The sequence below is a fragment of the Vibrio casei genome, assembly GCF_002218025.2.
GTDB lineage: Bacteria > Pseudomonadota > Gammaproteobacteria > Enterobacterales > Vibrionaceae > Vibrio > Vibrio casei.
On the sequence record NZ_AP018680.1, the window covers coordinates 2,316,433 to 2,329,003 of the forward strand.

7 protein-coding genes are annotated in these 12,571 nt (G+C 40.6%); all 7 read left to right on the forward strand.

Translation table 11 applies throughout. From position 1 onward, the window contains the following. Window positions 1-397 precede the first annotated feature (397 nt). On the forward strand, window positions 398-1,690 hold the full coding sequence (gene hemL / locus VCASEI_RS10865) for a glutamate-1-semialdehyde 2,1-aminomutase (protein ID WP_086961844.1): 1,293 nt from the start codon (window positions 398-400) through the stop codon (window positions 1,688-1,690). A gap of 305 nt (window positions 1,691-1,995) precedes the next feature. Continuing rightward, on the forward strand, window positions 1,996-3,081 hold the full coding sequence (locus VCASEI_RS10870) for an AI-2E family transporter (protein WP_086961846.1): 1,086 nt from the start codon (window positions 1,996-1,998) through the stop codon (window positions 3,079-3,081). Between the two features lie 88 nt (window positions 3,082-3,169). Continuing rightward, window positions 3,170-4,198, forward strand: a complete 1,029-nt coding sequence (gene rsmC / locus VCASEI_RS10875; RefSeq protein WP_086961848.1) for a 16S rRNA (guanine(1207)-N(2))-methyltransferase RsmC — start codon at window positions 3,170-3,172, stop codon at window positions 4,196-4,198. Between the two features lie 316 nt (window positions 4,199-4,514). Further along, window positions 4,515-7,904, forward strand: coding sequence for a response regulator (locus tag VCASEI_RS10880; RefSeq protein WP_086961850.1), 3,390 nt, complete (start codon window positions 4,515-4,517; stop codon window positions 7,902-7,904). An 802-nt stretch (window positions 7,905-8,706) separates the two neighbouring features. Next, a complete protein-coding gene (locus VCASEI_RS10885) occupies window positions 8,707-10,389 on the forward strand; it encodes an ABC transporter substrate-binding protein (RefSeq protein ID WP_086961852.1) in 1,683 nt (560 codons plus the stop codon). Window positions 10,390-10,555: 166 nt separating this feature from the next. Next, entirely contained in the window at window positions 10,556-11,542 is a 987-nt protein-coding gene (locus VCASEI_RS10890) for an ABC transporter permease (RefSeq protein WP_086961854.1), read from the forward strand. A 2-nt stretch (window positions 11,543-11,544) separates the two neighbouring features. Further along, on the forward strand, window positions 11,545-12,570 hold the full coding sequence (locus tag VCASEI_RS10895; protein ID WP_086961856.1) for an ABC transporter permease: 1,026 nt from the start codon (window positions 11,545-11,547) through the stop codon (window positions 12,568-12,570). Window position 12,571: the final 1 nt, after the last annotated feature.

Below are 12,571 nucleotides of genomic sequence, written 5' to 3' on the forward strand. Positions count from 1 at the left end.
TTCAATCAACCCCAAGGGGACTGAATAGACTGAAATTAGGTAAGAAACCACACTCAGTTGATTAAGAAATGGTTTTGATGAGGTGATTATCTAATACCTGACCTTATCGTTCAAGTATTCATCTACGTTAAGCGAAAATTAAGTATTGAATTGATTGAATGGCACTTAAGGCAATTAAGGCAATTAAGCTCGCTCACATCATTTAACATTTTTATCGCCGCGAAGTGAGCAAGATCAATCTTGCATTACGAAAATTGGTACCGAAATAAGTGCAAAATACGTCAGCTTAGTTACAATGCGTCATCTAAAATATATCTCAACCGCCAGCTTTACTTTTAACAAAATAAAAAGAGAAGGTGCGGTGATCAAGTAGTAATACACTATTTAAGGATAGACCATGAGCAAATCTGCTGAGCTATACCAAAAAGCACAAAAAACCATTCCTGGTGGCGTTAATTCTCCTGTTAGAGCCTTTAGCGGTGTGGGTGGTGAGCCGTTATTTATTGAGCGCGCCGATGGCCCTTTAATCTTTGATGCCGATGGTAAAGCCTACATTGACTACGTGGGTTCTTGGGGACCGATGATTCTAGGTCACAATAATTCAGCCGTTCGTAATGCTGTGATTAAAGCAGCTGAACGCGGATTAAGCTTTGGAGCACCGACAAAATCTGAAATAAAGATGGCTGAATTAGTCTCTGAAATGGTTCCATCAATGGAACAATTGCGCATGGTCAGTTCGGGTACAGAAGCAACCATGAGTGCTATTCGTCTTGCTAGAGGCTTTACTGGACGTGATAAAATTCTAAAATTTGAAGGTTGTTACCACGGCCATGCTGATAGCTTACTGGTCAAGGCTGGTTCTGGCGCGTTGACTTTAGGGCAACCTAGCTCACCAGGTGTTCCTGCAGATTTTGCCAAACACACTCTAACAGCAACCTTCAATGATCTTAATTCAGTCAAAGCATTATTTGAGGCAAATAAAGAGCAAATCGCTTGTATTATTGTCGAACCTGTCGCAGGAAACATGAACTGCATTCCACCAGTAGAAGGTTTCCTTGAAGGTCTACGTGAAATTTGTGACCAACATGAAGCCCTATTAATTTTTGATGAAGTAATGACCGGATTTCGTGTTGCACAAGGTGGTGCACAAGATTATTACGATATCAAACCGGACCTCACTACTTTAGGTAAAGTTATCGGTGGAGGTATGCCTGTTGGTGCATTTGGCGGTCGTAAAGACATCATGCAATATATCGCGCCAACTGGGCCGGTTTATCAAGCGGGCACTCTTTCAGGTAACCCAATCGCGATGGCGGCAGGTTTGGCCTGCTTAAAAGAATTACGTGGTGAAGAAAATGAAGCACGTCTAGCGAAACGAACGAAACAACTGACTAAAGGGTTAAAAAAAGCGGCTGAAAAATACGGTATTCCGTTTACCGTAAACCGTGTCGGGGGAATGTTCGGTTTTTTCTTTACGGAGCAAAGCAATATTACTTGCTATGAAGATGTTACTAAGTGCGATATTGAGAGATTTAAACGGTTCTTCCATTTAATGCTAAAGCATGGCGTCTACCTTGCCCCTTCCGCTTTTGAGGCAAGCTTTATGTCACTCGCCCATTCTTCTCGTGAAATTGAAGCCACCATTGAAGCAGCAGAACGTAGCTTTGCGATCATGGCAGAAGATAAATAGCAAACCAACTTAAGGGTTACCTATTTTATTGAAAGAGCACTCAATTAGTGGTGCTCTTTTTTATTGCCAATTAATCGCCACCATAATGGCTAACCCGACAACAATAATCGTAAACCAAGGTATTCTTTTTTTGACCTTACCTTTACAGCCATTTTGATCATCACAACATCCCATTTTATTGCCCTTATTTTAGTTATATTATTTCACTGATGAATTTTCAATTATCTTCTTAATCATTAATTGATAAGACTACACTTTGTCGCCATTATATAACTCTATCGTTAGCGGCTCATCAAGGAAAAAGCATGCCCAATAAATTTAAAGTATCTTCTACACACTGGGTGTTAATCATTGCGTTGCTTTGTGCTGCTTATGCATGTTACTTACTGATTACCCCTTATCTCAATTCAATCATTATGGCATTCATCATCTCATTGTTGATATACCCTTTACATGAGAAAATCGAGCAACGTTGGCCAAAATGCCGAAACCTAACCTCGTTACTCTCTTGTTTATTACTGACCTTTGTCATTGTTATCCCATTGCTGGCCATTTTTGCCGCTATTATTCAACAGGGAGCACATTTTTCTCAAACCGTTTATGCATGGGCTACCGATGGAGGTATTCAAACCTTATTAAATCATCCTTACGTGGCAAAAGGTCTAAATATAATTAACCACTACTTACCATTTGACAATATTAACCCGCAAGAAATTGCTCAGCGCGCGGCTAAGTTTATTTCGCAATTTGGTTCGATTTTAGTCTCGATTAGCGCCAGTATTCTTGGTGATGCGACTCACTTTTTAATGAATTTCTTTTTAATGTTATTCGTTTTGTTTTTTCTCTTACGCGACAATGAAAAACTGGTTAACAGTATGCGTCACATCTTACCGCTATCTCGTAGCCAAGAAGACCGACTGTTAAGTGAAATTAAAGAAGTATCTAAATCCGCTATCTTAGGTTCCTTTTTAACAGCAATCGCTCAAGCTCTTGCTGGCGGTTTTGCGTTATGGTTGGTGGGTCTTCCCGGGCTTTTTTGGGGCACTATGATGGGAGCCGCTTCATTCATCCCAGTAGTAGGAACGGCTTTAGTATGGGTCCCTGCTGCCATTTACTTAATTCTCACCGGTGACATTGGTTGGGCGATATTTTTGATTGTTTGGGGCGTCGCGGTCATCGGGTCAATTGATAACATTATCCGCCCATTGTTAATGCAAAGCAGTGCTGGAATGGATACATTAATGATTTTCTTTGCCCTGCTTGGTGGTATTCAATTATTTGGTTTGATAGGACTGATCTATGGACCACTCATTTTTGCTATTACCATCGTATTATTTAAAATGTACGAAGAAGAATTCAAAGCATTCTTAACATCACAAGATAATAACTAACGGTTCTTTCATTGCTTTTATCGAAAACATTGGTATCAAGGCCTGATTATGAGAAAATCAGGCCTGTTTTTTTATTGAGTAATGAAAGATGTCGACTTATACCCCGCCAAGCCAAATCGCACAACGTCAACTTGACTATTTTCATGGTAAGCATGTCTTGATCGCTGGTGAAGCAGAGGACCTCTTTGCAATAGAATTAGCCAAACACTGTGAATCCGTCGCCATCTTCACCACGCATTACGGTTACTACAAACAGTTTCGCCAACATAACCAAATATCTTCTTATTTTGGCGCTCAGATCGAGGCCGACATTAAGGCTGATATGTTGCTACTTTACTGGCCAAAAGCCAAAGCAGAAGCCGAATTTTTACTGTCCATGCTCATGGCAAAACTCGGCACCAACACTGAGATTTGTGTCGTTGGAGAGAATCGCTCTGGTGTGAAAAGTATTGAAAAAATGTTTAGCCAATATGGCATCGTTAAAAAGTACGACTCAGCTCGTCGTTGCTCTTTCTATTGGGGTCAGTGCCTCAATGACGTTATTCCTTTTCATTTGAACGATTGGTATAAAACTTACTCACTCACTATTGGTAATGACACACTGACCATTAAAAGTTTACCTGGCGTATTCAGCCATGGTGAATTTGATAAAGGTTCAGAATTACTGCTTGAAAGCTTACCTCGATTAAAAGGGCGGGTATTAGATTTTGGTTGCGGCGCAGGAGTGATAGGCTCAGTGATTGCCACTCGAAATCCAGATGCACAAGTGGATATGTGTGATATTAGTGCATTAGCGCTAGAATCAAGCAAGGCAACTCTTGAAGCCAATGGTTTACAAGGCCATGTCTTTGCCTCTGACATCTATTCCGATACCGCGAATAACTACCACTATTTGATCAGCAACCCCCCTTTTCATTCAGGTCTAGATACACAATACTCAGCAGCAGAAACCTTCTTATCTCAAGCGCCTAACCACTTGGCGAAACAAGGTAATATGTTCATTGTTGCTAATAATTTCTTGAAATACCCTCCCATTATCAATCAAGCGTTTGGGCATTGTGAAACCACAATCAAAAACAATAAATTCACCATCTACCACGCAATCAAAAGCCGTTAACCCCCACAACGGGTACCAACAAGCGAGAGTCTGCAAATAAAACACGCTCACTCTCGTCCCTATTTTGCTATACCTGAAAAATCGCCAGCACCCTATTGATAAAATATATCCACACTTGCTTTATCTATGATTCAGAGGGATTGATCACCTTTTTTACTGTCGAAAATCAAGTTTCCTTAACTATTCGTCGATAACATAGTAAAAAGGAAGATTAAGACTATCGTTGAAAAATACCGCTTTTTCATTATATTTTCTAACGATAAAAGGACACGCTCAACATCATGACCACATTCATTGAATACAAGTAATCAATCTTATGCTAAAGGCTCGTAAAATAAAGAAATTACAAAGACTTCAACATACGTTGATGGCTGCATTTTTGGTGGTAAGCCTGACTCCCTTAATCATTATTGCTGCCTTTTTTTTGCATTCGCATAGCCAAGATTTACAAGAGCAAAGCACCTCTTATCTAACCTCTGTTCGCGACACAAAAAAACAACAAATTAGCGATTATTTGAAATCGAAAGAATCTGAAGTCATGGGAATGGTTAGGTCTGAACTCGCCTACTCTAGCGGTGGACGTTTCTATGGTTTAATCAGTGCTTTTTCAAGGTTAGGCAACACCATTGAAGATGCAAGAAAAAATGCCCAACAACGATACATATTAGGATCGGGTGATCAAATTAAGACATCGGTCTTACCCGAATCTGAAGATTATATCGGAACAGAGCGTTATCGATTGCTTCACAAACGATACCATTGGGCTTATGTCGATTTATTGAAACGTTCCGACTTTACGGATGTTCTCCTCGTTGATCTAGAAGGCAATGTGGCCTACTCAGTCAAAAAGGATGATCACTTCGGAACCAACCTGATAAATGGTAAATATAAAAATTTCACCTTGGGAAAAACGTTTGCTAGATTACAAAAAGCAGTCAAAGAATCTCGTAAAAAGAATGAAGATTACACCCCCGTTATTTTTTCCGATTTTGATATAGAAAATGGTCAACAAGTGCTTTGGGTTGGCGCGCCAATCATTCAACAAGGTTACTTACACAGTTACGCCATGTTCAAATTACCCAATACAGCATTAACTCACACTATTAACGACCATCATGATAAAAGTAACATCACTAAAATATTAGTGGGCTCCGATCATATACCGAGAATACAAGGCATCACTAAAGAACAAATTGAATCGAGTACGTCAGTGATAAACAAAGCCTTATCTGGTGAGACGGCTGTCGGTTCATTTAGTAACATCCATGGTGAGAAAGTCATTGCTGCATACACTCCAATCAAGATAAAAAATAAAAGCTGGGCATTAATTGTTGAACTCCCAGAAAAAGATGCCTACTCTCGCATCGACCAACTGAAGCACATCTTTTTTATTGTGATGTTAATTGGCATTGTCGGGGTTTTCATTTGTGCCCACTACTTATCCAATTTTATAACGGCACCTCTACTTAAACTCGCTTGGGCTGCTGAACGAGTATCCGCCGGTGATCTCGATCAAAATATAGTCAGTATTGAGCGTAAAGATGAAATTGGTCGGTTAGCCGCAAGCTTTACTCGTATGCAGCGTTCAATACGAGAAAAAATTCAGCTGATTGGCGATCAAAACAAAAAACTTGAAGAGAACATTCAAACTATTCGTCAGCAAAATAATGAACTTCAACTTGCTAATAAGTTAAAAGATGAATTTCTTGCCACCACCTCACATGAATTACGCACCCCTTTACATGGTATGGTGGGAATTGCAGAATCTTTAATATCAGGTTCAAATGGAACGGTTCCCAACAATCAAAAGCATCAACTGTCTATTATTATTAATAGCGGACAACGTTTAGCCACATTGGTTGATGACTTACTCGATTATCATAAAATGCGCTATGGCAATTTAGACATCCAAAAAACAACCGTTGATATTGCTGCCGCGACCCGATTAGTTCTTGAATTATCTAACCATCTAATCGGCAGTAAGCCACTAAGAATTATCAATCAGATCCCATTAGAATTGCCACTTGTTTATGCTGATGCCCAGCGTTTAGAGCAAGTACTTTATAATTTAGTGGGCAATGCCATTAAATACACATCGGAAGGTAAAGTCATTATATCCGCCACGGTACTTGATAAGAAAATTCGCATACAAGTAGTCGATACGGGCCAAGGCATACCAGCCGCTCAACTGGATCATATTTTTGAACCTCTCATTCAAGCCAGTCAAGATTCATCTCGTTATCGTCAAGGGGCAGGTTTAGGGCTTTCAATTAGCCGTCAACTTATTGAGCTAATGGGAGGCACCTTATACGTTAGCAGCCAACCTTTTGTCGGCACCACATTCAGTTTTTCTCTGCCAATCGCAACACAAGAAGAGCTTAATGCCCATAAAATAGACATACCAGAAATTCACTTCCAAGTTCCTGAGAGCGCCTCATTTGTAAATGAACAAGACTCTATACTACCGAATAACCCTAACGGGCCACTCTTAGTTGTGGCAGACGATGAACCCGTTAACTTGCAAATCCTTGATAGTTTTTTACGATTGGAGGGGTATCGGGTCCGTACTACAACCGATGGCTTAACGGCCATTCAACTTATCGAAAAAGAGAAGCCCGAACTCGTTTTACTCGATGTAATGATGCCAGCCATGAGCGGTTATGAAGCTTGCCAAGAAATTCGCAAACATTATGATCATGCCACATTGCCCGTTATTTTGCTAACCGCACTAAGCCAAACCAATGACCGAATTCGTGGCTTTGATGCGGGTGCCAATGACTACCTCACCAAGCCATTTAACAAACAAGAGCTTGCGGCTCGCATTAGAGCGCACTTAACCGCGAGCAAAGCTGAGATAAGACGACTTGAAAATGCGCAATTGCAACAAGAACTAAAAATAAGAGAACAAGTGGAAGCCAGTTTATTAGAAACTCAAGGTCGTCTTCTCGAGCAACTTGAATCAGCACCAGAAGCGATTATTTGTGTTAGAGAAGATGGTCGAATTCGCTTTGCCAATGACTCTGCTGCAAAACTTTTTAAACGCAGCCCCGAACAATTAAAACGATCTAATGCAGATGAAATTATTGCCCCTAAATATCTCAACATTATCCAAGAACATTATTGCGGTGAGGTCGATATTTTTATCGATGATAAACGTGAACATGTTAGTACTGACGTACTTAGCCTACCGGATGCTTCTGGGCTAAAATCCATGTACATTTTCAACGTCGGTGGCGGAATCAATGCACAACGGATAGACAACCTCGAAACCGCGATTGAAGCATTGTCCAGTTATGCCTTTGACGGAGATAAAAATAAGCTTCAGCAGCTAAAAGAGTTAGGTGGAGAGTTTACACGCCTAGCAGATAAAGTTTCCCCTAAGAGCGAAGACAAACAGCATATTATGCGTGAAGTATTGGTCGATACCATGATTACCGCGCTCGACTATTGGGAGTCTGAAACGGGAAAAACCAAATTCGCACTCGCAGAGGAAAGTGGTTTATGGCGAGTATACTTAGACAGAAGCACCCTTCAAACAAGAACATTAGATAAGTATCTACGTATTGAAACATTACCCAAAACGGCTCGGTGGCGAACTGTGTTAAACACAATAGACTACATTTTAGAACATACTAAAGATCAAACAGAGCAACGACAGCACCTAATAAATTGCAGAGAAAAGCTACAAAACCTACTCATAAATTAACACCAATAAATCATGGGGATTGCATAGGAAAACCTTGGCAATCCACCTATCGATTAATTTGATCTCCTTTATATCTCACCTAAGCCGCCCACTGACCAAATAAAGCTTATACCTTTTCATAAAACACCAATTGCTCATCTAACAACACAGAGTAAAGCTCCATTCAATAGCGATTTCAGCAGCGCTTACTATGATGACATCATCTTAACTCTTGCTATCGAAACACTTATTTTCCAATAGTAATTAACCAACTAAAAGTCGATTACATTCGATTAAAAATCGACAAAATTAATTTATCATATGTGTATTTATCATTTCATTACAGTTAATGAGAAGCTACTCACAACAAATCGGCAATACTATTTTTTCAAAAAAAACAAAGAAAAAAAACACAAGTGATCAAAGTCAAATTAAAATAAACAACCATCAAAACAACTATAAATAAAAGACAAATAAAAAAGTAAGCACTTACATACACCATTTAACACTTTTAAAATATAGATGGATATCACACTTAAAAAAAGTATGTTTTTCAATCTAAATAATGAGATTTTTACGTTTTCAACGAGAAAGCATCACCTTTTGACGTTTTTAACGGGAATAGAATTTGACGATTTCGACGGTAAGGTGTTCTCTTGTATTGCAAAAGGCCTACAGGCCACTCAGCAATATCACCATAGTGTAAAAGAACATCACACTCGCAACATGTCGATATCAATGAGGTGGGTCTTAAGCGAGTGTTTATCAATTGATGACATTCCTTTTAATTAAGCTATAACAAAAGCAAAAGTAAGGAACAGCTATGCTTACCAATATAAAAAAAACAGCTATCGCAGCAGCAGTACTTTCTGTCGCAGCAACAGGTTTTACTTCGGTAGCCTCAGCAGCAGAGCGAAGCGAATTAACGATTGTGCCCGATTTTTACCCTACAATGGTACGTAACTTTAACCCGTACCTAGGTGCAACCAACCTAAAAACAACCACTGACTTCATTTATGAACCATTGGTTATATTCAATGAAATGCACGGTAACACTCCGGTAATGCGCCTTGCAAAAGATTTCAAAATGTCTGATGACCTAATGACCGTAACCTTCGATATTCGTGAAGGCGTAAAATGGTCTGACGGTAAAACATTTACGGCTAATGATGTGGTTTACTCTTTCAATTTAATAAAAGAAAAACCAGCACTTGACCAATCCGGCATCAATAAGTGGATAAAGAGCATAGAGAAAAAAGGTGATTATCAAGTTATCTTCCACCTAACAGAAGCAAACTCAAACGTACCTTATGAAATTTCTAAAGTACCCGTGGTTGCTGAACACGTATGGAAAGATGTTAAAGATCCAACGAGCTTCACCAACGAAAACCCCGTTGGTACAGGGCCATTTACCGAGATCGACACCTTTACTCCGCAACTTTATATTCAGTGTAAAAACCCGAATTATTGGGATGCGAAAAACCTAAACGTGGATTGTTTACGTGTCCCACAAATCGCAAACAACGACCAATTATTGAGTAAGATCGTAAACTCAGAACTTGATTGGACGTCTTCATTTGTCCCTGATATTGACAAAACATATGCATCAGTGAGCCCTAATCACCATTACTGGTACCCAGCATCGGGTACTCAAGCGTTCATGGTGAACTTTAAAGAAAAAGATGCAGCGAAAAAAGAAGCGTTAACTAACGTTGATTTCCGCCGTGCTTTCTCGATGGCACTTGATCGCCAAACGATCATTGATATTGCTTTCTACGGTGGTGGTACTGTCAATGATTTCGCTTCAGGTCTCGGTTATGCGTTTGAAGCATGGTCTGATGAAGCCGTTCATAACAAATACAAAGGCTACAACACCTATAACGTTGAAGGCTCAAAAGCATTATTGAAAAAAGCGGGCTTTATTGACAAAAACGGTGATGGATTTGTTGATACCCCGTCAGGAAAGCCTTTTGAGCTATTAATTCAATCACCAAACGGTTGGACTGACTTTAACAACACCGTACAACTTGCGGTTGAGCAACTTGAAGAAGTTGGCATTAAAGCAAAAGCACGTACGCCTGACTTTGCGGTTTATAATCAAGCGATGCTAGAAGGCAATTACGATGTAGCTTATACCAACTACTTCCATGGCGCGGATCCACATACTTACTGGAACTCAGCGTATAACTCAGCACTACAAGGTGGTGATGGGATGCCTCGTTTTGCTATGCACTTCTTTAAAAATGATAAGTTAGATTCATTGTTAAACAGCTTCTACAAAACCGCTGACAAGCAAGAGCAGCTAAAAATTGCTCATAACATCCAGCAAATCATTGCTGAAAATCAAGTAACGATTCCGGTTCTATCTGGTGCTCAATTCTTCCAATACAATACTAAACGCTTCACTGGTTGGTGGAATGAGAAAAACCCGAAAGGTCGTCCAAGTATTTGGGCTGGCATTCCTGAGCGTCTACTACAAGTTCTGGATCTAAAACCAGTTAAGTAACATACAACCCTGCGGTGTGCTCATTTGCTAGCAGCACACCGCCTTTAAACTTCCCCTCTTGATACGAAAATGTATGGCGCTTGTCGTCAGGGGATTTCTTTGTCTGAAATAGGCTGCCTGAAACCAGAGTCAGGCCAAAAAATCTGGGAAAGTTAAGGTGTAAGTTATGGGATTTTTCTTAAAACGTTTAGGTTTTTATTTTATCGCGCTTATCGTCGCTGCGACGATCAACTTTGCGATTCCACGAGCAATGCCAGGTGACCCAGTGACCATGATGTTTGCTAATGCAACCTCACAGGTAACTCCTGAACGAATTGCCGCGATGAAAGAGCTATTAGGCTTTGTCGAAGGCGGTCCACTGGTTCAATATTATGCTTATTTGAAAAATATTCTTAGTTGGAATTTAGGAACCTCTATCCAGTTCTACCCTCTTTCTGTATCAGACCTATTAGGTGGTGCATTCGGGTGGTCATTATTCCTAGCGGGTACTGCCGTTATCTTCTCCTTCTCGATTGGTTCAGTACTCGGTATTTTTGCTGCTTGGAAACGTGGCAGTAAATACGACACATTTATTTCACCAGGGATGTTAGTCATCCAAGCGGTACCACAGGTGGTTATCGCTATGCTCGCGATGTTTGTCTTCGCCGTAGGTTTGCGCTGGTTCCCAACAGGCTATGCCTATACCGCAGGTAACCTTCCGGATTGGACAAGCTGGGAATTCATTAAAGATGTCGCCTATCACGCAGTTCTTCCTTTATTTTGTGCGTCGGTTGTGCAAATTGGTGGCTTCTTAATCAACATGCGTAACAACATGATTAATCTGTTAAGTGAAGATTACATCACCATGGCAAAAGGTAAGGGATTAAGCGAAAACCGAGTGGTCTTTAACTACGCCGCTCGTAATGCCATGCTGCCTAGTGTCACCGCTCTCTCTATGTCTCTTGGTATGGCGATTGGTGGTCAACTTATCGTTGAAATTATCTTTAACTACCCCGGTTTAGGAACGGTTCTTTTCAATGCAATTAACGCTCGTGATTACCAAGTTCTTCAAGGGCAACTTCTTATCATGACGTTATTTATGCTTTTCTTTAACTTACTCGCCGATATGTTGTATGTCGTGCTTGACCCTCGCCTACGTAAGGGAGGCAAATAATCATGAAAGCTCTCATTAAATTATTATCCAGTAATCCCAAAGCCCTAACAGGTTTTATAATTTTAAGCATTTTCGTATTAATGGCGGTATTCGCCCCTCTCATTACCAAACATGCACCAGATAAACGTACGGGTAATCCTCATGAATACCCAGCCACTATCGTCAAAATAGCTAAAACCAGCCCAGATGGTTGGGTTGCGACTAATCTTGCAGACGATCGACGCACCATGGCGATGTCTAAAAAAGCAGACCATGAACTTGGAACCTCTCGTATGGGCCGTGATATCTGGTCACAATTGGTCTATGGAGCCCGAGTATCCTTGGGGGTAGGCTTTGGCGCGGGACTGGTGGTATGTTTCTTAGCTACTGTAATAGGTGTATCAGCAGGTTACTTTGGCGGTAAGATCGATGATATTTTAACCGCAGCAATGAACATTATGCTGGTGATTCCACAGTACCCATTATTATTCGTCTTGGCCGCTTTCATTGGCGAGGCAGGGCCATTAACCATAGCCTTAATCATAGGGTGTACCTCCTGGGCTTGGGGTGCTCGCGTAGTAAGAGCCCAAACATTATCTTTACGGGAAAAAGAATTTGTAAAAGCGGCTGAAGTGTTAGGTGAATCATCATTCAGAATTATTTTTGTTGAAATTTTACCAAACTTAATCTCGATTGTTGGCGCAAGCTTCATCGGTTCAGTGATGTACGCCATCATGATGGAAGCGACCATTTCTTTCCTAGGTCTTGGCGACCCAAGTACCATCAGCTGGGGTATCATGCTGTACAACGTACAAACCTCTTCCGCTATTTTGGTTGGTGCGTGGTGGGAGCTAATTACCCCCTGTCTGGCTCTGACGACCCTTGCCGTTGGTTTAGCGCTATTAAACTTTGCAGTCGATGAAGTGGCTAACCCACAATTGCGTTCACACAAAGGAATGAAACGCTGGAAAAAAATTGCAGCACAAAAAAAGAAAGTGCGTGAACCTGAATTGCCAACACAAAATGCACTTTTGAGCGGAGAAAAATAAT

What these genes read in the sequence shown, in the direction of transcription:
- hemL (WP_086961844.1), top strand. Translation starts at nt 398, where the DNA reads ATGAGCAAATCTGCTGAGCTATACCAAAAAGCACAAAAAACCATTCCT.
- VCASEI_RS10870 (WP_086961846.1), top strand. Translation starts at nt 1,996, where the DNA reads ATGCCCAATAAATTTAAAGTATCTTCTACACACTGGGTGTTAATCATT.
- rsmC (WP_086961848.1), top strand. Translation starts at nt 3,170, where the DNA reads ATGTCGACTTATACCCCGCCAAGCCAAATCGCACAACGTCAACTTGAC.
- VCASEI_RS10880 (WP_086961850.1), top strand. Translation starts at nt 4,515, where the DNA reads ATGCTAAAGGCTCGTAAAATAAAGAAATTACAAAGACTTCAACATACG.
- VCASEI_RS10885 (WP_086961852.1), top strand. Translation starts at nt 8,707, where the DNA reads ATGCTTACCAATATAAAAAAAACAGCTATCGCAGCAGCAGTACTTTCT.
- VCASEI_RS10890 (WP_086961854.1), top strand. Translation starts at nt 10,556, where the DNA reads ATGGGATTTTTCTTAAAACGTTTAGGTTTTTATTTTATCGCGCTTATC.
- VCASEI_RS10895 (WP_086961856.1), top strand. Translation starts at nt 11,545, where the DNA reads ATGAAAGCTCTCATTAAATTATTATCCAGTAATCCCAAAGCCCTAACA.